Genomic DNA, 20960 nt, shown 5'->3' with positions numbered 1-20960 from the left:
GGGAAACGGCAACCCTCTGAAGAATAGTCAACTGATATGCCGTGGACTGTGGAAATGGGCGGTGGTGTCGCTGAAACCTCAAGAGGTCATCTTCAAGGGCACTCGCAAGGGGCTTCGCCTGGTTCTCGATGCTGATGACAACATCGAGAACCTAAAGGAGATGCTGCGTCGAAGGCTTGAGGAATCGAAGGAATTCTACTCTGGCGCTTCCGTGACATTGGAGACCCGCGGAACGGTCGTGCCGCCGGAGTGGGTCGAGGAGGTCAGGACCATCTTGGATGAGTACGGTCTCTCGATGGGCAGTCACGATGTGTCAGCTCCGAGGCAGCGGACGAGCGAGCGTCTTCCGTCTCCTGAGGTGAGCGGGCTTGAAGCAGGCCAGGCGCCAGGACATGCTGATAGCATTCTGCTGAGGAGGTCACTCCGGTCCGGGCAGTCCATCTCGTTTGAGGGCAATATTGTCATCATGGGTGATTTGAACCCAGGCTCCGAGGTATCTGCCACAGGGGATATCGTCGTGTTCGGAGCGCTGCGAGGCGTGGCTCACGCGGGCACGGCGGGAAGCCAGGACGCGCGGGTAGTGGCGTTGAAGCTCATGCCCACACAGCTGCGAATCGCAGATCGGATCACTCGTGCGCCCGACAACGAGGTTCAGGCGCCGCTAGGCCCCGAAATCGCCTTTCTGCGGGACGGGTCGATTGTGATAGAACCCTGGACATCTCATTAGGGGACGGTGTTAGGTTTGAGCGGTACAGTCATAGTGGTAACGTCCGGGAAGGGCGGCGTCGGGAAGACTACCGCATCGGCGAACATTGGCGCGGCGCTCGCCATGGCCGGTCCAAATGTGGCATTGGTCGATGCTGACATAGGCCTGCGTAATCTCGACCTGGTGCTCGGGCTGGAGAACAGAATCGTCTACGATCTGGTCAACGTCGTCGAGGGCAGGTGTGAACTGAGGAAAGCTCTCATCCGCCACAAGAAGCTCGACAATCTCTGCCTATTGCCTGCCTCGCAGTCGAGGGACAAGACTTCGGTGACTCCGGAGCAGATGAGGCGGTTAGCGGATGAACTGAGGGAAGAGTTCGACTACGTCATACTGGATTGCCCTGCAGGTATTGAGCAGGGCTTTAAGAATGCCATCGCCGGCGCCGACAAGGCGATTGTGGTGACGACTCCTGAGATGTCGGCGGTCCGCGATGCTGACCGCATCATCGGCATGCTCGAGTCGGAGGATATCCGCAGGCCCTGGCTTGTGGTGAACCGCATAAGGCCCGACATGGTGAAGCGCCACGATATGATGGAGGTCGACGATCTCATAGAGTTTCTGAAGATCGAGTTGCTAGGCGTCGTGCCAGATGACGAGTCGATCATTGTGGCTACCAATAAAGGAGAACCTGCGGTAATGGATGATAGGTCCAAGGCGGGCAGGGCCTTCCGGGATATTGCTGCCAGGGTTATGGGCGAAGACGTGCCGATAGCAGCCACGGCTGAGCCGGAGGACCTGTTCACCCGGTTCGTAAGATGGCTCGGGCGGGGAAGGGGATAGGCGCGATGATGGACTTTCTGGCAAGGCTTTTCGGGCGCCTTGAGGGTGAAACGAGCAGAGATGCGGCCAAGAACAGGCTCCGGCTCGTTCTCATGCAGGACCGTTCCACCTTCTCGCCCGCTGTCATGGAGCAGCTCAAGTCCGATCTGATTCAGGTAATCGGAAGGTACATGGAGATCGACGACAGCAACATGCGCGTGGAGTTCGACAAATGCGACGGTTCCATGGCCATCGTGGCCAGCATTCCCGTCCGCGAGCTTCCGCGGGAGGCCGCGCGGGCAAGGTAGCATGCGGCAACTGACTCCGAGCGACAGACGGTGTAGCGTACCCAGACTCATCGGGAGGCTTCCGGATGCTGATCGACAAGAGGCTCCTTCGGAACCTCGACTATGGGCTCGCCATTGCAGTGGTGATCTCAATACTGTTCGGCTGCGCGATGATATACAGCGCCACGAGGTTCAACACCAGGCTTACGCAGGGAAACCCGCTTTTCTACGTGAAGAAGCAGCTCATGGCGGCTGCAGTGGGTTCCGTTGTGGCCCTGGTGGCCTTGGTGATCGACTACCGATACTACGCGCGTTTCGCGACATGGATATACGTGGGCTGCGTGGGAATGCTCGGTTCGGTGTTCCTACTCGGCACACGGACCAAGGGGGCGATAGGTTGGATTCGCCTCGGCCCGCTGGCAATACAGCCTTCGGAGTACGCCAAGATAGGTGTAGTCATCGCCCTTGCGGCTTACCTAGCAGAACAGGATGATCTTTCCACGCTCCGGAGCTTCATTGTTCCTGGGCTGATAGTTTTCGCGCCGATGGCGCTGGTGATAGCGGAGAATGATTTGGGATCCGCTTTGGTGCTGGCGCCGGTGTTCTTCGCAATGATGTATGCTGCCGGCGCGAACCCGAAGGTCCTCGGGCTCATATTGGCGGTGGGACTGCTTGCGCTGGCGCCCGCGGCGTTCTTCTTCGTCCTCAAGGAGCATCAGCGCCTGCGCATCTTGGTGTTCTTCAATCCGGGGATGGATCCTAGGGGCGCCGGGTACAATGTTAATCAGTCGAAGATCGCCATCGGCTCTGGCGGGCTGATGGGAAAGGGGTTCGGCCAGAGCACTCAGGCACGGCTGAACTTTGTGCCCGAGCATCACACCGATTTCATTTTCTCTGTGATCGGAGAGGAGCTTGGTTTTTTCGGCGCAGCGGCTGCGCTCGGCCTGCTGTTTTGCATTGTGCGAAGAGGCTATAGGGTGGCGACTGTGGCGCGGGACAGGTTCGGGATGCTGACAGCAGTCGGCCTGACTTCTGTGATCCTTGTTCACGTTTTCGTAAACGTGGGGATGACTGTGAACCTGTCGCCATGCACCGGCATCCCGCTTCCGTTTTTCAGCTCTGGCGGGAGTTCTCTAATGGCTACGATGCTGGGAGTTGCGATTCTTGAGAACATCCACATGAGGAGGCAGACGGTGATTCTGTAGTGCATACAATCACATAGGCGCCGAATGCGAGGCTATCATGAGCCACGGCCGTACGACAGTGGGGTGACGCCGCAATTGGAATTGGGATGCTCTCAGTGGCGGCGCCTGAGGCTTAATCTTGGATCGATGGCTGGAGTCGGAATCACCGTAGACCCTCTGGTAGTCGTGTTCGCGGTTCTCTACGCGAAGGCCGGGAGCCTTGGAGAATGGGCGACCGTCTTCTCCTGCATGCTGTTCCATGAAGCGGCCCACGCGGTTGCGGCTGCCGGCTTCGGCATCGCGGTGGCGGCCATCGAGATCACCCCGATAGGAGCGGCAGCGAGGCTCGGCGAGGATCTTGGGGGCAGGCCTGAGGTTGAGGCAGCCGTGGCGATGGCTGGCCCCATGGCCTCGTTGGTAATGGCGTCCGCGGGCTACGCAGTCATCAGGTATGGGTGCGTGGAGGCTGCAGCTGCAGAGTTCTTCGTTGGCGCCAACCTGGCACTGGCATTGTTCAACCTCCTCCCTGCGTTTCCTCTTGACGGAGGACGTGTCCTCCGGGCGCTCTTGGTGGAGGGGCGCGGTCTTCCGCGGGCCACCGCGATTGCCGCATCGGTTGCGAGGGCAGCAGCGGCGGCGGTGACCGCCGTGGGGGTCTTAGGAGCGGCTCTGGGCTGGTTCAACCTGCTAGTTCCAGCAATAGGAGTGTTCATATGGATTGAGGCGGGGAGAGAGGCGCGCTCTTCGCGCCTGCATTTTGATGGGGTTCGTTCCGCCCTCCGAAAGCGTTCTCTCTTGCGCGAGCGGGGCGCAGTCTGCGCGGCGGTGGTGGCGGCCAGATGGGACATGCCGGCAAGGAAGCTCTTTCCTGTGCTTGCCGGTAGGGATCTGCTGATAATATCCGTAGTTGGACCCGACGGTCGTGAAATGGGCCGTCTCTACGAGTATGAGTTTCTTCTCCGCGCAGCTGAGTGCGGCCCAGATGCGACAGTAAGCTCGCTGCTGGGGTGAGAATGGCGATGAGGTGAAAGCACGCTTGAATATCCGGGACATGCTGGATCGGAAGGTCCTTCCATACATATCCAACCCGGCGCGTTACACAGGGCATGAGTTGAATGCCGTACGCCGTGAACATGGGGATGTCAGAGCTTCGATTCTTCTTGCCTTCCCCGACGTTTATGAGGTCGGGATGTCGTACATAGGGTTCAAGATCCTCTACGACGTGGTGAACCGCAGACCTGAGTGGATCGCCGAGCGCGCCTTCGCGCCATGGCCGGATATGGAGGCCAAGATGCGCGCGGAGGGCGTGCCTCTGTATGGACTCGAGACGTTCACCGAGGCGCGCAAGTTCGACCTGATCGGATTCACCCTACAGTACGAGCTCACCTACACGAACCTCCTTGCCATGCTCGACCTGGCTCGGATTCCCCTCCGTTGGGATGCTAGGTCCGATGGAGACCCAATCATAATCGCCGGAGGGCCGTGCGCATCCAATCCAGAACCCATTGCGGCATTCCTAGATCTCGTGGTTATGGGCGATGGGGAGGAAGTGCTGGCGGAGATCATGGCCGAGGTCGCCGCGGCCAAACAGACCGGGATGGGCAGGTCTGAGCTTGTTGAGAAGCTTGCGCGAATTGAGGGCGTGCACTGTCCGCGTCTTCCGAACCCTGTGAGACGGAGGGTTGTGGCAGATCTGGATGGCGCCGAGTTCCCTCGCAAGTTCATCGTTCCTTTCATGGAGGCTGTGCACGACCGGATAGCCCTTGAGGTCATGCGCGGCTGCAGCAGAGGGTGCAGGTTCTGCCAGGCCGGGATGATCTACCGGCCTTTGCGCGAGCGAAGCCTGCCCGGTCTGTGCGATCTTGCCGATTCACTCATCGGCAGCTCCGGCTATGAGGAGATCTCGATGCTCTCGCTGTCGAGTGCAGATTACACCTACGTGCGTGAGCTAGCCTCCAGGCTCGCGAGAGACTACGGGCCCAGGGGAGTGGCTGTGTCGCTGCCATCTCTAAGAGTCGATTCCTTCTCGATTGCCCTTGCCCGCGAGGTGGAGAAATCGAGGCGCACTGGTCTCACATTCGCTCCAGAGGCCGGGACTCAGCGTATGCGAGACATCATCAACAAGGGTGTCACTGAGGAAGACCTGATGTCGGCTGCCGGCGATGCATTTGAATCAGGCTGGGACCAGGTCAAGCTGTATTTCATGATCGGCCTTCCATATGAGGCCGATGAAGATGTGGATGGCATCGGGGATCTCGCCCGGAATGTGCTGTCTCTCGGGCGCCGGATCGCCTCCCGCCGGGGGAAGTCGGGAAGGGTCGGGGTGAACGTCAGCGTCTCGTCGTTCGTCCCTAAGCCCCATACGCCCTTCCAATGGTTCGGACAGAATACCATTGAGGAGATCATCTCGAAACAGGCGCGCCTGAGGGATCGGATGAGAGTTCGGGGGCTTTCAGTCTCATTCCATGACGTTCAGGCGAGCCACTTGGAGGCGGCTCTCGCCAGGGGAGACCGGGATCTGGCGCCGGTGATCCAGCGAGCCATGGAACTCGGATGTCGGTTTGATGGATGGGGAGATCAGTTCAGGGCGGATCTTTGGCGGGAAGCCTTCAGCGAACTCGGCCTTGACCCTGCCAGGTGGGCCAATGCCTCTTACAGCTATGATGATCCTCTGCCATGGGATTACATCAACATGGGAGTCACAAAGGATTTCCTGATCCGCGAGGCGGAACATGCGGTGCGAGGGGAGATCACCCCGGACTGCCGCAAGGGCGACTGCTCTGGATGCGGTGCATGCGCTGGAGACGTGCGTGTGCGCCTCGCCGATGCCGCTTTCGAGAAGGGGGCGGAAAGGCCATGATCCTAAGGGTGCAGCTGTGCAAGGGAGAAGATGCCAGGTTCATTTCGCACTTGGGATTCATGAGGGCAATCGAGAGGGCGATCAGACGGGCGGGAATTCCAATTGCCTACTCTGAGGGCTATCACCCCCATCCCAAGATGTCTCTAGCGATTGCGCTCGGTGTCGGGTTGACGTCTGAAGCGGAGTATGTGGACATTGAGCTAGGTTCGGACATGCCAGTCGCAGATGCTCTGAAGGCCCTCGCGGATTCAATGCCGCCTGGCATATCGGCGGTTTCGGCCTGTTCTGTGGATGGCAAGGCAGCCCTGGCAGCGAGTGTGGAGTATGCCTCCTACCGGGCATCAGGGGCGACGCCGGAGGCAGCAGCGGCATTTGCGTGCGGGGCGCGTGAGTTTATGGCAAGGGGCAGTTCCATTGCCAGGATTAAAACGAAGAGTGGAGAGCGGGAGGCGGACATCAGACCTCTCGTGCGGGAGATTAGGGCTGGCGCAGAGCTGGATTTCACGTGTGCCTGCGGTGGACGCGCGCATCTGAGGCCTTTGGACCTCATCGCGCACCTCGGGGAGATAGCCGGGGCAGTGTGGGACTTAGGCGGCTGCAGAATCAGCCGCACTGGGCTGTACTTTACAGAAGGGGATGCTCTCGTGTCCCCGATGTGCGCCCGGTGCAGAGACTACGTTATGGCCGGGGGACCAATCCCCAGGAGTTGATTTATGTGACCAAGGAGATCGTTGTCAACTCGGACAACGGAGAGGTGAGGGCCGCCATCCTGCAGGACGGGGTGCTTGTGGACCTGTTCATTGAGAGATCCCTCCATCCGCGATATGCAGGGAACATATACAGGGGCGTCGTAGAGAACGTGCTGCCTGGAATGCAGGCGGCATTTGTGAATGTAGGTTTGGAACGGAACGTTTTTCTTTACGTCGATGATGCCCTTGCAGGGAGAGGCGGACGGGACCAGAAGACAGTCCGCGAGGCTGACGGTGAGGAGATACCTGTTCCGAAGAAGAAGTCCAAGTCCATCAAGGACATCCTTAAGCCGGGTCAGGAGATTGTCGTGCAAGTCACAAAGGAGCCGATCGGCGCCAAAGGAGCCCGGGTGGTTACTGATGTGACGCTGCCGGGCAGGTACGTGGTGCTCATGCCCACCCTTGATTATGTGGGCGTGTCGAGGAAGATAGACGAGGACGGAGAGAGGGAGAGGCTCAGAAAGATTGCTCAGGCCTCTAAACCTCGAAGGATGGGCGTGATCGTCAGGACTGTCGCAGAAGGACAGAGCCAGGAGGAGATCGCCGCCGACATTCAGTTCCTCGTGAAGCTGTGGCGGAGGATCCAGGGCCGGGGGAGGCGCGCTAAGGGGCCGACACTCCTGCACAAAGATTACGACCTCGTGTTCAGGCTTGTGCGGGATCATTTCGGCGAGGATGTGGAGAAGTTCACCGTGGATGACTCCGCTGACTTCAAGAAGGTATCGGAACTATCGAACATGCTGTCTGAGTCGATGCGCGAGAGGATCCAGCTGTACACGGGAAAGGAGCCCATCTTCGACTCTTACGGGTTGGAGGAGGCGATCGCCCGTGCTCTGCGGCGCAAGGTGTGGCTGTCATGCGGCGGGTACATCGTCGTCGATCACACTGAGGCTCTCACTGTCATCGATGTGAATACCGGGAAGTTCATCGGAACCACGTGCCTGGCGGACACGGTGCTGAAGACGAATCTGGAGGCCGCGGAGGAGATCGCACGGCAGCTCAGGCTTCGCAACATCGGCGGAATCATCGTGATCGACTTCATCGACATGGATGAGGAGTCACATCAGAAGCAGGTCATCAAGAAGCTCGAAGAGTCCCTCGCAGGCGATAAGACAAAATCGTCAGTTCTAGGCATCACCCAGCTGGGCCTGGTGGAGATGACCCGGAAGAAGGTGCAGCAGGGCCTCGCGGAATCCATGATGAAGGTGTGCCCTACCTGCGAAGGAAGGGGCAGGACTCTCTCAGAGGAGACTCTCGCCTTTCGTGCCATGCGCGCGATAAAGAAGGAAGCGCTTTCTACAGAGCAACCCGCGATGCTGCTGTTGCTGCATCCGTCGGTGGCGGCAGTGCTCATAGGCGCGGGTGGATCCAACCTGGCTGCTCTCGAGGAGGAGACTGGGAAGTCGATCTATGTGAAGGGCAGTTTCGATCAGAAAGTGGAAGACATCGTGGTGGCGGCAGTGGGGACCCGCGAGGATGTGGAGAAGAAGGCTCTTCCCGTGTCTTCCGGCGACGTGATCGACGTGGTCATCGAGGAGCCGCACATGACGAACGCTCGTGACGGCATCGCGCGTCTCGAAGGATATGTCATCGATGTGGAGGGCGCCGGGAAGATGGTGGGAACCAGGGTACGGGCGAAGGTGACCAAGGTGTTCAAGACCTACGCCAAGGCCAAACTTGCTACACCGGCCGAGACCGTTGAGTCAGTGCCTGAGCTTGTTTGACACTCATTTTTCGGTGTGCTATATTTGAAACGCTGCGGGCGACTGGGTGTGTCGCACGAAGCCGCTCGAGAAAGGCCCGCAAACGGCGGATCTGCTGATCTCCGATGTGCTGCGGCAAGCACCGGGGAGCGGCATTTCGCCTGCCTTCATTATCTCGGCGAGCCAATAGTGCGAGGGGGTTTGGAGTATGTACGCAGTTGTGGAGACCGGCGGCAAGCAGTACCGCGTCTCGCCTGGCGACGTCGTCCGTATTGAGAAACTCGATGTGGAAGCCGGCGAGGAAGTCATCTTCAGTCGTGTTCTTATGATCGCTGCAGACGGGACCGTGACCGTGGGCAAACCGATGGTGCTGGGCGGCTCCGTTGTTGGAACGGTTCTTGGTCACGACAAGGCCAAGAAGATCTACGTATTCAGGTACAAGGCCAAGAAGCACGAGCGCAAGAAGACCGGCCACAGGCAGCCATTCACCTCTGTTAGAATTCAGTCGATAGCAGGGGCCTAGGGGCGGGCGACGTGGTTTCACTTTCGGTGGTGCGGGCGGGCGGGCATGTAGTTCGGTTCACCGTTCGGGGGCACGCGGGCGCAGCCGAGTACGGCAGCGACATCGTGTGCGCTGGGGTCTCGGCTCTGGCAATCGCAGCTGCCAATGGCCTCGCGAAACACGCGGGGGCCCGAGTAGCGGTCAGGAGTGCCCGCAGGGGCGGGACACTCGAATGCGTGATCCTCGAGTGTAGGTCGGGAGATGTGCGCACGCGCGCCGATGCGATCTTGGAGACCATGATATCGGGCATCACGGCGATCGCCCATGAGTACCCGGACCATGTGAGGGTCAACAACGATTCACGACTAATCGGGCCTATTGACTGATGCACCAGGAGGTGTCCACTGTGATAACAATGAACCTTCAGCTATTTGCGCACAAGAAGGGTGTCGGCAGTTCCAGGAATGGCCGGGATTCTCAGTCGCAGAGGCTCGGAATAAAGAAGTACGGCGGTGAGTGGGTCAGCGCCGGCAGCATCATCGTGAGGCAGCACGGAACGAAGATTTACCCAGGCGTCAATGTGGGAATGGGCAGCGACTACACGCTCTTTGCGACCGCGGACGGCAATGTGAAGTTTGAGCGCGTTGGAAAGGCCGGGAAGCGCGTGTGTATTGAGGCCAGCGCAGCGCCGACGCCGACGCCAGAGGCGGAGGCTTCTGTCGCAGAGTCGGTCTGATAGGGGAACACACGTTGGGGGGCTTGCGTCAGGCGCGCTTGATGCAAGCCCTCTTTTGCTATTTTCCGGGAATCGGCTAATGCCGGCGATTTCGTCCTGTGAAAGGATGGGGCAGATGCGTAAGGGATACGGAGTCCTCAGGATCGTGCTTGTCATCGTGTTGGCCGTCGCTCTTGGTTGGAGGGCAATAGCGGCCTTCGCCGCCGAGCAGATGTGGTACGCTGACCTAGGTTATCTGGGCGTATACTGGAAGCGAGTCGAGGCCAGAGCCATCACCGGCCTGGCCATGTTCACGATTGCATACATATTCGTGTTCGCGAACCTTCTCGTTGTGAGGCGGTCTTCGAAGCTGATGCCCAAGCGGCTCGCGAACCTCCTCTCCGCAGTAGCGGGTCTGGCTGCGATCGGGGCTTCATGGGGGCGCTGGATGGAGTTTCACCAGTTCCTCAACGCAACCCCGTTCGGCAAGGCTGATCCGATTTTCGGGAATGATGTGTCGTTCTACATCTTCCGAATGCCTCTGATAAAGGGGACTTACGCGTCGGCCGCATGGCTTGTGATCTTGACCACTGCATTGGTGATCCTGATCTACCTGATGTCCGGCAGTATCTTCAAGCTCTTGCGCCGGGAGCCGGATGCAGCGCAAACCAGTGGCGGACCGTTCGGGCAGCGCCCGGCTTCTGGGCTTGCTGGGCACGGGAGGCTGGTGTTTTCCGGGATCAGCCCGCAGGCGAAGCTCCACATATGTGTGCTTGCCGCGATCATGTTCATCATGGTGGCGGGAGGCTATCGGTTGGCCATGTTCAACCTGCTCTACTCCACTAGAGGGCTGGTGCTGGGGGCCAGCTATGCGGATGTGCGTGGCGCACTGCCTGCGCTGAGGATTCTGGAGGCGGTGGCGATCATAGCAGCCATCCTCATGGTTCTCGCAGGCATCGTAAAGGCCAGGCCACGAATACTGCGAGTATCCACTATTGCCCTAACGCTAGTGGTGATCGGGTCTCTCATGATATTCCGAGTATTCCCGGGCATCATCCAGAGACTGGTCGTAAGCCCCAACGAGATGGAGCTGGAGAGGCCGTACATAGAGCATAACATCGATTTCACCAGGGCAGCGTTCGGCCTCGATGATATCAGGGAGAGGGAGTTCGAGGTGGCCAGCGAGCTGGCGCCCCAGGATATCCTGGCCGCCGGATCCACCATTAGGAATGTGCGGGTATGGGATTGGGAGCCTCTCCTCTCAACCTACGGTCAGCTTCAGGAGATGCGCCTCTACTACAAGTTCTCCGACATCGATATCGACAGGTACACTATCGGGGGCAAGACCACTCAGGTGATGATCGCAGCGCGCGAGCTTGATGCGGCGCGCCTGCCGAAGGAAGCCCAGACATGGATGAACCTGAGGCTCAAGTACACCCACGGGTACGGTGTGTGCGCGAGCCCAGTCAATGACATCAGCCAGGATGGCCTTCCCACATTCGTGTTGCGCGACATACCTCCGGTAGGAGAGCCTGAACTCGCGGTGGAGAGGCCGGAGATATACTTCGGCGAGGAAACGCGGGATTGGGTGATCGTGAACACCAGGACCCAGGAGTTCGATTACCCGATGGGTGACGCCAACGCGTACGCCAAATACTCTGCCGATTCCGGGGTGAGAATGGGCCATCTGCTCAAGAGAGCCCTTCTGGCTACGAGATTCTCCGATGCGAAGATACTCCTATCTAGGGACATCGTTCCCGACAGCAGGATTCTGTACACCCGTGAGATCGGAGAGCGCCTGCGGAAGATCGCACCCTACTTGAAGTTCGACCACGATCCATACATCATCATAGCCAATGGAAGGCTGGTCTGGATGGTGGATGCGTACACCGCCTCAAATGCCTATCCATATGCGGAACGCTTCGCGGGCGATATCAACTACATCAGGAACTCGGTGAAAGCGACTGTGGACGCCTACACCGGGAAGGTGGATTTCTATCTTGTCGACCCTGATGACCCCATAGCGGTCACCTATTCGAAGGTATTCCCGGGCGTGTTCAAACCGGCGTCCGAAATGCCCGCTGAGATCAGGGCGCATGTTCGCTACCCCGAGGATCTGTTCCTTATGCAGTCGAGAATGTACGCTATGTATCACATGCGGGATTCAGCGGTGTTCTACAACAAGGAAGACTACTGGGGCATCCCCAAAGAGCTCTACGAAGGCTCGCAGCGGGAGGTCGCTCCATACTATGTCAACATGGAACTCCCCGGTGACCATAACCTCGGGTTCGTGCTGTTCATGCCTTTCACCCCGGCGCGCAAGGACAACATGACTGCGTGGCTTGCAGTTGATTGCGACATGGACGACTACGGCCAGATGACGATCTACAAGTTCACCAAGCAGCGGGTCATATTCGGGCCCATGCAGATTGAGGCCCAGATCGATCAGGATGCCGAGATCTCTAAGATGCTTGCGCTCTGGAATCAGAAGGGTTCCAGTGTGATCAGAGGCAACTTGCTCGTGTACCCGATAGGCCGGGGCATCCTCTACGTGGAACCGCTGTTCCTCGCGGCGCAGGCCAGCCAGCTTCCGCAGCTCAAGAGGGTGGTAGTATCGGATGGCACGCGCCTGGCCATAGGGCAGGACCTGGGCAGCGCCCTTTCGTCGATGCTCGGCGTGAGCCAGGCCGATATTGGGCTTGGGAGAGGGGCCAAGGCCCTCACCGGCACTCCGGCTACTTACGCGATGCCAGCCCATGGAGCCGCCTCTGCCGATGCGGGCGCATCTTTAGGAGCAGTGCAGGGCGCAGGCGGCAATTCGGCGGGAGCAAAGCAAGATGCGCAGAGAGCGCTGGAGCTCTTTCAAGAGGGCCAGGATAGCCTCAAACGCGGCGACTGGGAGGGGTACGGCGAGATCGAGCGCCAGCTGAAGGCTGTGCTTGAATCTCTTGCCGGCGGTGAGCGGTAGATGATGGATGAGTGCTGCATCACGGGATTCGATAGCTTTGATCTTCACACCACCTGCCACTGTGGGCAGGCGTTCCGCTGGCGACGAACGAGCGGCGCCGGGGCGGACGGGGTGGACGGGGTGGACATGGAGGAAGGGGTCGTCAGGGGCAAGCTTCTACGACTAGAGCAGCGAGGCGGCGCCTTGGTGGTGCACCCTCCTGTGGATTCGGCAACCATGGAGGTAGTGATGGACTACTTCCGCCTTCGAACGCCCCACGCCCATATCGAGCAGGAGATCGCGTCCATAGACCCCATCATGGCAGCTGCGGTGGAGCATTCGCGTGGGCTCAGGCTGGTGGCGCAGGAGCCATGGGAGTGTCTGGTTTCGTACATCCTCTCTGCCAGAAACGGCATCCCTCAGATATCCAGGGCGATAGAGAACATTGCTCGCGGTTGGGGCAGGCCCCTTGGTGATTGCCAGGACGAGGCGACACGCTTCTCTTTCCCGGGGCCCCGCGACCTTGCGTGCGCTGAGGAATGCCAGATTGTAGCGTGCAAGGCTGGCTTTCGGTCGCGCGCCGTGTGCGAGGCAGCTCATAGGGCAGCGACGGGGGAAACCGATCTGGACGCCATTACAGCCATGGAATACCCTGCCGCCAAGGAGGAACTGATCCGGCTCAGGGGCGTCGGTGAGAAGGTAGCCGATTGCGTGCTGCTCTTCTCGATGGGCAAATTCGAGGCATTTCCAGTTGATGTGTGGATCGAAAGGGCGGTGCGCTGCCTCTACTTCGGAGGCGCGGAGATACCCCATCGCGAGATACGCCGGTGGGCGTCAGACAAGTTCGGAAACCTGGCGGGATATGCCCAGGAGTACCTGTTCGCGTACGCTCGAGAGACAATTCCCGACGAGCTGAGGGGGGCATCGCACAGCAAAAAGTAGCCTGACCCCTATTGCATGCGGAAATCGTGTACTGTATAATGAAAAAGCGCCGAGGGGCGCTGGGGCGAATAGCTCAGCCGGGAGAGCACCTGCTTTACACGCAGGGGGTCACAGGTTCGAGCCCTGTTTCGCCCACCAGTTTGAAAACTCAGCAGGTTTGCGGAGGCGTGGTGTAGTGGTCTAACATGCCTGCCTGTCACGCAGGAGATCGCGGGTTCGACTCCCGTCGCTTCCGCCATTTTCTTTGGTCTGCTTTGGGCCGAGGTAGCTCAGTCGGTAGAGCAGGGGACTGAAAATCCCCGTGTCGGCAGTTCGATTCTGCCCCTCGGCACCATGTTGCCGCAGGATACGGCGTGGCGATTCGTGGAAGCGTGCTGATTGAAATGCGGAAGTGGCTCAGTGGTAGAGCATCGCCTTGCCAAGGCGAGGGTCGCGGGTTCGAATCCCGTCTTCCGCTCCAGTCATTTTGGTACACACGGCCATCTGGCCGTGTGGATCTATACGGCGACATAGCCAAGTGGTAAGGCAGCGGTCTGCAAAACCGCGATTCCCCGGTTCAAATCCGGGTGTCGCCTCCACTACTGACCAAGGCTTGGGGTGCTAGCTCAGCTGGTTAGAGCGCAACGTTGACATCGTTGAGGCCAGTGGTTCGAGTCCACTGCATCCCACCATATTGAAGGCGAAGTCCTGGGAGGATGAAGAATCCGGAACCAGGGCTTTTTCTTTCCCGTTTCGAGATGTTCAGCCGTGGATGCGCTTTGTGTCCGGACTCGGTCGAAAATGACGATTCAATCCATTATGCCCCGGTTGAGGCTTTGTATGCGTCTTGTGAAGCGGACATATACTAGGCGATGAAGGGGGCAAGGCGCGATGGACTCTGTCCAAATCGGCTCCTATCTTGCCGCCGACTCTCTGAGACGGCGGCTTTTCTATGAATTGGATATTCTGCGTGGTCGCGGACTTCACATAAGCGTCCGTTGCCGAGACCTTGGGGATCTCGCCACTATCGAGTGCATCGTTAAGGAGGACCGCGGCTCTGGAATGCACGGGAACGATCTGCGCACAGCACTTCGGCGCTCTGTGGCGTCAGCCGTCTCAGGCCTGATATTCGAGGAGCTGGAGGAGGCTCTTCTTGTCGACACGCTGAAATCCAGGCATCCTGAGCTTTCAGGGGACGAAGCGTTGGCAGTGTCCGGTTACGCCGAGACTATCCTCAACGAAGGCATTCTAGGTGTGCTTGATCCTGTGATGCGTTCCCACGAAGTGGCGGCTGACGTTGAGGCATGCCTCAGCGATTGCAGCATGCTAGTTGTTGAGGGTTACGTGAGGTTCCGCATGAAGGAATACATGGAGGAGGTTCAGCGGTCGGCCGACGAGGCTTTAGCGCGGTTCATGGCAGACCGAGAGCACAGGGAGTTTGTGAGACTCCTGAAGTACTTCGTGGATCTGCAGGAGCAGCGGGAGGATGAGGTCCATGTGGTGAGGCTGCCCAACGGCGGGTTTGAGCTTCTCGGACAGGATGGGGCAGAGGTGAATGGAGAATACATGGGAACTCTAGCCGCCGACCTTCTCGATGAAGGCGTGGAAATGGCGGACCTGCTCATCAGTGCGCTCATGACGGTATCGCCAGGCAGGATAGTCCTTCACTTCAACCCTGACGAGTCAGTCGCCGATATGCTGGCAAGTGTCTTTGAGGGCAAAGTCGAGGTGTGCCAGGGGTGCAGGCTGTCCGCGTGCCAGGTGCGCGCGGCCGAGAAGAGCGCCTCTGATGAACTGCCCGTTCCCAAGCAGGATGCCATGACGAAGCAGGCTCTCGGGCCTGGGGCAGTTGACGAGCATGGCGACGGCATGGGCCTTTGATCCGTGGTCGCAGGTCGCACTTGGGTTGACATCCTCCACTCGCAGGTCTAAAATGTGATTAACTTCAGATGCTGAATGGCGATGACGAGGACGATTAGGCCACATCGGGCTCTCAGAGACGGCGGCGAATGGTGCGAACCCGCCGGAGCAGCGATGGCCGAAAACCCCCTCGGAGCCTGGGGTTGAACGGCGTGCGCGAAGCGGTTGCCTTGAGAAGGCTGGATCAGGATCGCCGAGAACGCCAAGTATGCCGCCACGACTGGCCCCCGTTACAGGGCTCAACGAGAGGGCGTATGGGCGCCAGGCTGCCTTTCCAATGCAGGCCGAAGGCGATGTACGCTAATCCGGGTGGAACCGCGGGCTTGCCCCGTCCCGAACTTACTGTTCAGGACGGGGTCTTTTTGCGTGCGCCTGAGGCCGCACCACAGGATGCTCTGGATAGCAGCTGGCAACTACTGGATTAGGAAAGCAAGGTGAAAACGGTGGAGGAAATCAAGAGGCATGGGCTGGTGATAGTGACTCTTCCCGATGGATCGAAGACTGAGGTCGAGCACGGCTCTACCCTCGGGGATCTGGCGTCGCGCATCAGCCAGCGCCTGGCGAAGCAGGCGGTGATTGGGCTAATCGACGGGATTCCGATGGATCTTGCCCATGCGATTACCAGAGATTGCGAAGTCAAGATCCTCGATGTCTCGTCGCCTGAGGGGACTGACGCCATGAGGCACACTGCTGCCCACATCATGGCGCAGGCGGTGCGAAGGCTGTTTCCCGGAATCAAGCTCGCCATAGGCCCCACCATCGCAAACGGGTTCTACTACGATTTTGACCGCCAGGAAGCGTTTACTCCCGAGGAGCTTGGGAAGATCGAAGCCGAGATGAAGCGGATCGTGGAGGAGAACCTGCCCATCGTACGTGAGGAGGCAACACGGGAGGAGGCGCTTGCAAGGCTCAATGCAGCAGGTGAGACCTACAAGGCCGAGCTTGTGCAAGATCTGCCCGATTCCATGGTGAGCTTCTACAGGCAGGGCGAGTTTGTGGATCTGTGCCGAGGACCCCATCTGCCAAGGACGGGGATGCTCCGCGCGTTCAAGCTCCTCAGTGTCGCCGGCGCTTACTGGCGCGGGGATGAGAAGCGGCCGATGCTCTCGCGCATATATGGAACGGCATTCGCAACAGCGGCTGAGCTCGAAGAGCACGTCAGGCTGATTGAGGAAGCCGCGCGGCGCGACCACAGGAAACTCGGCCGTGAGCTCGATCTGTTCAGCATCCACGAAGAAGCAGGGGCTGGGCTCATCTTCTATCATCCGAAGGGTGCAGCTCTCAGGCTCTCGATTGAGGACTTCTGGAAGCGCGAGCATGTGAGGCGCGGTTATCAGTATGTGATGATCCCGCACATAGCCGAATCCACCCTCTGGACGATCTCGGGGCACAATGAGTACTATCGGGACAACATGTACTTCCTGTCCATTGATGAGAAGGAGTATGTGCTCAAGCCCATGAACTGCCCTGGGCACATTCTGATCTTCAAGACCCGGAGCCACAGCTACAGGGAGATGCCGATCCGCTACTGTGAGCTCGGGACGGTATACAGGTATGAGCGTTCCGGCGCGCTCCATGGACTGCTCAGGGTTCGCGGCTTCACCCAGGATGACGCGCACATCTTCTGCCGCCCGGACCAGCTCCGCGATGAGATAGTAGGAGTCATCGATTTCGCTGCCTTCATGCTGAAGAGCTTCGGGTTCCCCAAGTATGAGGTGTTCCTTTCTACGAGGCCCGAGAAGTCGGTCGGCTCTGACGAGAACTGGGAACGAGCCACATCGGCGCTGCGCGAGGCTCTCGAAAGCCACGGGCTTGCCTATTCGGTGGACCCAGGCGAGGGTGTATTCTACGGACCGAAGATCGACATCAAGTTGAAGGACGCTCTCGGTCGCCTGTGGCAAGGGCCCACGATCCAAGTGGACTTCAATCTGCCTGAGAGATTCGATGTTAACTACATCGGTGACGATGGTGAAAAGCATCGAGCGATCATGATCCACCGAGTTGTGCTAGGGAGCGTGGAGCGGTTCATGGGCTGCCTGATCGAGCAGTATGCAGGTGCATTCCCTGCATGGCTTGCACCCGTTCAGGCCAAGGTGCTGTCTATCGGGGAGCGACACGCGGACTACGCTGTCAGTGTCATGGCCGCCCTCTCGGAGCGCGGGTTCAGAGCCGAGGCCGATACGAGGGGCGAGAAAATCGGGTACAAGATCCGCGAGGCTCAGATCGAGAAGGTCCCGTACATGCTTGTGGTGGGAGACAAGGAAATGGAGTCGGGGATGGTGTCTGTTCGAGCCCGAAAAGCCGGCGACCTTGGCGCCATGCCTCTGGATGATTTCGTCGCCAGGCTCAAATCAGAGGTTGACGCGAAGTCGATTGAATAGCGGCAGCAAGGGCGCCTGAACGGAAGACGCGGGTGAGTCGGCGGGCTCTCTGGTCCGGGCACGCCCGCGTTTGACGAACCATGGTCGCTATGCTATACTCAGATCTGCGAATCTAGGACGCGTGTTGAAGCAGAAGCCATCCGCTTCTCACCGGCCGGCGTCGTGAACAATGCGGGATCGCATTGGCCGCCTCAGCCAGGCCGGTCTAACAGGGTCATATACAGGTTTCAGCCACCTTCGGTGTCTGCCTGTAGTGTATCTGTTATGTCGGGCGGGTGGTGCACCCGCCCTTTCTGTTTGCCTAGGCGTCGATATTGTCCGAGGGTCGAGTACACATGGGGGTGAAGCACTATCGGTAGGGAGCTGTTCATCAACGAGGAGATCAGAGCCAGGGAAGTCCGCGTGGTGGACGAAAACGGAGAGCAGCTGGGCATACTTCAATTGAGAGACGCTCTGCGTGTGGCTGCGGAGAGAAACCTGGACCTCGTCGAGGTTGCACCTACAGCAAGGCCGCCTGTATGCCGCATCATGGACTTCGGTAGATTCAAGTACGAACAGAGCAAGCGTGACCGTGAAGCCAGAAAGAAGCAGCATATCGTAAGCATCAAGGAAGTCCGCATGACTCCGAAGATCGAGGATCACGATTTCTCGGTGAAGACGAAGAATGCGGAGAAGTTCCTGCGCGATGGCGACAAGGTCAAAGTGACAGTCAGGTTCCGTGGGCGTGAGATCGTCCACGCGGACATTGCCAGGAAGCTGCTCCAAGAGCTTGCAGCTACCGTCACTGAAGTCGGCGCCGTCGAGCGAGAGCCCAAGGTGGAGGGCAGGAACATGATCATGATCCTTACCCCCAAGGCTGAGTAACTCTGTCATCCGGCGCCAGCAGTTAAGGAGGGTAATCGGAATGCCTAAGATGAAGACTCACAAGGCGACATCTAAGAGATTCCGCGTAAGCGGCTCTGGTCTCATAATGATGACCCCATCCGGCAGAAGGCACAAGCTTGGGAAGAAGGACTCCAAGAGGAAGCGGCACATGAGGAAGGCGGAGGTACTGACGCCGTGCGACCAGAAAAATATCCGCCAGCTGATCCCCTACAAGTAGTGCCTGGTACATGCTAGAGGTCCGGAGGAGGTTGATTTTCGATGGCAAGGGTCAAGAGTGGCATAATCACCAGACGTCGACATACCAAGACCCTCAGATTGGCCAAGGGATACACCGGAGTAAACCGCATTTCGTGGAAGCGGGCGAATCAGGCCGTCATGCATGCCATGGATTACTCCTACATGCACAGGCGGACAAAGAAGCGCGACTTCCGGCGGCTGTGGATCGCCAGGATCAACGCCGCAGCGCGTGTGAACGGCATCTCATATAGCAGGCTCATAGCCGGCCTTAAGAAGGCTGGAGTGGAGATCAACCGCAAGATGCTTGCCGACATCGCGGTCAGGGATGCTGCTGCATTTGGGCAGATCGTTGCCGTGGCCAGGGAGCAGGAAGCGGTTCGCCAGTAGGTGGGCCAGTTGAACTCAGGCAGTGATCTCAGGGAAATAGCGAGCCCGCGCAATCCAGCAGTCCGGTATTACCGGGAGTGTGCAGGAGGAGAGCGGGAGGGGCTCATTGGCCTCGAAGGCGCCCGGCTGGTGGCGGATGCGATCAGTGCGGGCGTTCGCGTTCGCGAAGTGTACACTACCGTCGCTGCAGCAGATAGCGGGGCCGGGAGCATGGTTCTCGGCGGGGCTCGGGCCCGCGGAATCGAGGTTGTGGCCATCTCACAGAGTGTGGCGGACCGGATGGCCGACACCCGGACCCCTCAAGGCGTGTTCGCTACAGCGGAGTGGGGGCCAATGAGCGGATCGGAGATCCTCGCGCACTCCCGGGTCGCCGCGGCGGATGGGGTGGGCGCGTGGTCCTTCATCGTTCTCCTTGACGGTGTGGCAGACCCGGGCAACGTGGGGACGATCTCCCGCACCGCGGCGGCGCTCGGCACCGCGGCAATCGTGGCCGGGCCTGGATGCGCACGTCTGGGCTCTCCGAAGGTTCTGCGCGCGTCGATGGGGGCTCTATTCAGGCTGCCAGTCGCAGCAGAGCCTGACCTGGAAGGATTTCTCTTGAGCGCCCGTTCTTATGGTTACCACGTGATGGCTTCGGAGGTCTCCGGGGGAATCCCCGTGGGCACGCTCTCGATTCCGAGGGCCCAAGATGGCTTGTCACGTTCCTTGCTGGTCATAGGCTCGGAGGCTCTGGGCATCTCCAGTGTTGTGCGCGGAATCGCGGATGCATTCGTCACCATCCCCATGGCCAGAAATGTTGAGTCACTCAACGCCGCTTCGGCAGCTGCGATACTCATATATGAGATTTCGAGAAAGTCCCTGGGTAATGTGCTGCAGAACATGTAGCGGAGGCTGTTGACTTCGTCCTGGCCATATGGTATTCTACGTTTTGCACGGCACGATTCATCGCCGACGTAGCTCAACGGTAGAGCAGCTGATTTGTAATCAGCAGGTTGCGGGTTCGATTCCCATCGTCGGCTCCAGGTTTGGGCTGTGTGATCGTGGAGAGGTGGCCGAGTGGTTAAAGGCGACAGACTGTAAATCTGTTCCCGAACGGGTTCGGAGGTTCGAATCCTCCCCTCTCCACCACTTATATGCCTTAAGCAGCAGTCGTTTTCTGGTGGCAATGGCGGAGGGGTCACACCTGTTGCTATTCCGAACACAGTAGTTAAGCCTTCCAGCGCCGGTGGTGCTTGGCTGGCAACGGCCCGGGAGAGTAGGCAGCCGCCAGATGAAGTTTTTCGCGCGGGAATAGCTCAGTTGGTAGAGCGTCAGCCTTCCAAGCTGAATGTCGCGGGTTCGAACCCCGTTTCCCGCTCCAGAGATCCAAGTTCGTCGCGGGGTGGAGCAGTCCGGTAGCTCGTCGGGCTCATAACCCGGAGGTCGCTGGTTCAAATCCAGCCCCCGCAACCAATTGTAGAACGGCCCAATTGGGTCGTCGCCCGCGTAGCTCAGTAGGTAGCAGCGCATCCATGGTAAGGATGAGGTCATCGGTTCGATTCCGATCGCGGGCTCCAGTTGTCAGGCCGCACTCGTGGGAGTGCGGCCTTTCCATAGGTGCGCCCGGCATGATCGTTTGTGGTAAGCGCGTGCAAACGCGTGGAGCAGAACAAAGGAGCGGCGGGGATCGATGGGATGCGAGTTGGCGAACTACGCCCATACTTGCATGTCCATTGGGCTGAGCTCAAGCAATCGCTGCTCAGTGGGACCTACAGGCC

General features: G+C 59.1%; 19 protein-coding genes, 11 tRNA genes and 1 rRNA gene. All 31 read left to right on the top strand.

The features are described from left to right. The first annotated feature begins 64 nt into the window (after window positions 1-64). The 31 genes from minC (at window position 65) to VB144_05300 (ending at window position 20759) form a co-directional block, all read left to right on the top strand. Window positions 65-727: a septum site-determining protein MinC gene (minC, locus tag VB144_05450; GenBank protein MEA4883090.1), complete on the top strand. Its 663-nt coding sequence runs from the start codon at window positions 65-67 to the stop codon at window positions 725-727. A gap of 15 nt (window positions 728-742) precedes the next feature. Further along, complete coding sequence (gene minD / locus VB144_05445; GenBank protein ID MEA4883089.1) at window positions 743-1546, top strand: septum site-determining protein MinD; 804 nt, start codon at window positions 743-745, stop codon at window positions 1544-1546. 5 nt (window positions 1547-1551) lie between these two features. Then, window positions 1552-1833, top strand: a complete 282-nt coding sequence (gene minE / locus VB144_05440) for a cell division topological specificity factor MinE (protein MEA4883088.1) — start codon at window positions 1552-1554, stop codon at window positions 1831-1833. A gap of 65 nt (window positions 1834-1898) precedes the next feature. Continuing rightward, window positions 1899-3017, top strand: coding sequence for a rod shape-determining protein RodA (rodA, locus tag VB144_05435; GenBank protein MEA4883087.1), 1119 nt, complete (start codon window positions 1899-1901; stop codon window positions 3015-3017). Window positions 3018-3092: 75 nt separating this feature from the next. Next, window positions 3093-4007, top strand: coding sequence for a site-2 protease family protein (locus VB144_05430; GenBank protein ID MEA4883086.1), 915 nt, complete (start codon window positions 3093-3095; stop codon window positions 4005-4007). Between the two features lie 25 nt (window positions 4008-4032). After that, entirely contained in the window at window positions 4033-5856 is a 1824-nt protein-coding gene (locus VB144_05425; protein ID MEA4883085.1) for a TIGR03960 family B12-binding radical SAM protein, read from the top strand. Then, entirely contained in the window at window positions 5853-6566 is a 714-nt protein-coding gene (locus VB144_05420) for a TIGR03936 family radical SAM-associated protein (protein MEA4883084.1), read from the top strand. The genes VB144_05425 and VB144_05420 overlap by 4 nt, the downstream gene beginning before the upstream one ends. Before the next feature lie 5 nt (window positions 6567-6571). Next, complete coding sequence (locus VB144_05415) at window positions 6572-8329, top strand: Rne/Rng family ribonuclease (GenBank protein ID MEA4883083.1); 1758 nt, start codon at window positions 6572-6574, stop codon at window positions 8327-8329. 187 nt (window positions 8330-8516) lie between these two features. Then, on the top strand, window positions 8517-8831 hold the full coding sequence (gene rplU, locus VB144_05410; protein ID MEA4883082.1) for a 50S ribosomal protein L21: 315 nt from the start codon (window positions 8517-8519) through the stop codon (window positions 8829-8831). 11 nt (window positions 8832-8842) lie between these two features. Then, on the top strand, window positions 8843-9196 hold the full coding sequence (locus VB144_05405; GenBank protein MEA4883081.1) for a ribosomal-processing cysteine protease Prp: 354 nt from the start codon (window positions 8843-8845) through the stop codon (window positions 9194-9196). A gap of 20 nt (window positions 9197-9216) precedes the next feature. Further along, window positions 9217-9546, top strand: coding sequence for a 50S ribosomal protein L27 (gene rpmA, locus VB144_05400; GenBank protein MEA4883080.1), 330 nt, complete (start codon window positions 9217-9219; stop codon window positions 9544-9546). A gap of 115 nt (window positions 9547-9661) precedes the next feature. Further along, window positions 9662-12493: a UPF0182 family protein gene (locus VB144_05395; GenBank protein ID MEA4883079.1), complete on the top strand. Its 2832-nt coding sequence runs from the start codon at window positions 9662-9664 to the stop codon at window positions 12491-12493. 3 nt (window positions 12494-12496) lie between these two features. Further along, the gene (locus VB144_05390) at window positions 12497-13414 is read left to right on the top strand and encodes a DNA glycosylase (protein MEA4883078.1); all 918 of its coding nucleotides are present in this window, start codon (window positions 12497-12499) and stop codon (window positions 13412-13414) included. A gap of 62 nt (window positions 13415-13476) precedes the next feature. Next, a tRNA-Val gene (locus VB144_05385) sits at window positions 13477-13552 on the top strand. Between the two features lie 23 nt (window positions 13553-13575). Beyond that, window positions 13576-13652 (top strand) — tRNA-Asp (locus VB144_05380). Between the two features lie 20 nt (window positions 13653-13672). After that, window positions 13673-13748: transfer RNA gene (locus tag VB144_05375), tRNA-Phe, on the top strand. A 51-nt stretch (window positions 13749-13799) separates the two neighbouring features. After that, window positions 13800-13874, top strand: a tRNA-Gly gene (locus VB144_05370). Between the two features lie 43 nt (window positions 13875-13917). Continuing rightward, window positions 13918-13992: transfer RNA gene (locus VB144_05365), tRNA-Cys, on the top strand. A 16-nt stretch (window positions 13993-14008) separates the two neighbouring features. Beyond that, window positions 14009-14085 (top strand) — tRNA-Val (locus VB144_05360). 199 nt (window positions 14086-14284) lie between these two features. Beyond that, entirely contained in the window at window positions 14285-15274 is a 990-nt protein-coding gene (locus VB144_05355; protein MEA4883077.1) for a putative sporulation protein YtxC, read from the top strand. Between the two features lie 506 nt (window positions 15275-15780). After that, the gene (gene thrS, locus VB144_05350; GenBank protein MEA4883076.1) at window positions 15781-17694 is read left to right on the top strand and encodes a threonine--tRNA ligase; all 1914 of its coding nucleotides are present in this window, start codon (window positions 15781-15783) and stop codon (window positions 17692-17694) included. A gap of 351 nt (window positions 17695-18045) precedes the next feature. After that, window positions 18046-18558: a translation initiation factor IF-3 gene (gene infC, locus VB144_05345; GenBank protein MEA4883075.1), complete on the top strand. Its 513-nt coding sequence runs from the start codon at window positions 18046-18048 to the stop codon at window positions 18556-18558. Window positions 18559-18598: 40 nt separating this feature from the next. Then, window positions 18599-18796 carry a 50S ribosomal protein L35 gene (gene rpmI / locus VB144_05340; GenBank protein ID MEA4883074.1) on the top strand — a complete coding sequence of 66 codons (198 nt, stop codon included), beginning with the start codon at window positions 18599-18601 and terminating at the stop codon, window positions 18794-18796. A gap of 41 nt (window positions 18797-18837) precedes the next feature. After that, the gene (gene rplT / locus VB144_05335; GenBank protein MEA4883073.1) at window positions 18838-19203 is read left to right on the top strand and encodes a 50S ribosomal protein L20; all 366 of its coding nucleotides are present in this window, start codon (window positions 18838-18840) and stop codon (window positions 19201-19203) included. Further along, window positions 19204-20088 (top strand): RNA methyltransferase, encoded by an 885-nt coding sequence (locus VB144_05330; protein MEA4883072.1) that lies wholly within the window; start codon window positions 19204-19206, stop codon window positions 20086-20088. A gap of 62 nt (window positions 20089-20150) precedes the next feature. Beyond that, window positions 20151-20225: transfer RNA gene (locus VB144_05325), tRNA-Thr, on the top strand. A gap of 20 nt (window positions 20226-20245) precedes the next feature. Further along, a tRNA-Tyr gene (locus VB144_05320) sits at window positions 20246-20331 on the top strand. 27 nt (window positions 20332-20358) lie between these two features. After that, window positions 20359-20475 (top strand): 5S ribosomal RNA (gene rrf, locus VB144_05315). A 12-nt stretch (window positions 20476-20487) separates the two neighbouring features. Next, window positions 20488-20563: transfer RNA gene (locus VB144_05310), tRNA-Gly, on the top strand. A 15-nt stretch (window positions 20564-20578) separates the two neighbouring features. Next, window positions 20579-20655 (top strand) — tRNA-Met (locus tag VB144_05305). Between the two features lie 27 nt (window positions 20656-20682). Beyond that, window positions 20683-20759: transfer RNA gene (locus VB144_05300), tRNA-Thr, on the top strand. Window positions 20760-20960 lie beyond the last annotated feature (201 nt).

It is taken from the genome of Clostridia bacterium (assembly GCA_034926675.1).
Classification (GTDB): domain Bacteria; phylum Bacillota; class DTU025; order DTU025; family DTU025; genus JAYFQW01.
Note: the sequence above shows the minus strand (reverse complement) of the source record. Positions and strands in the feature narration are given on the sequence as shown.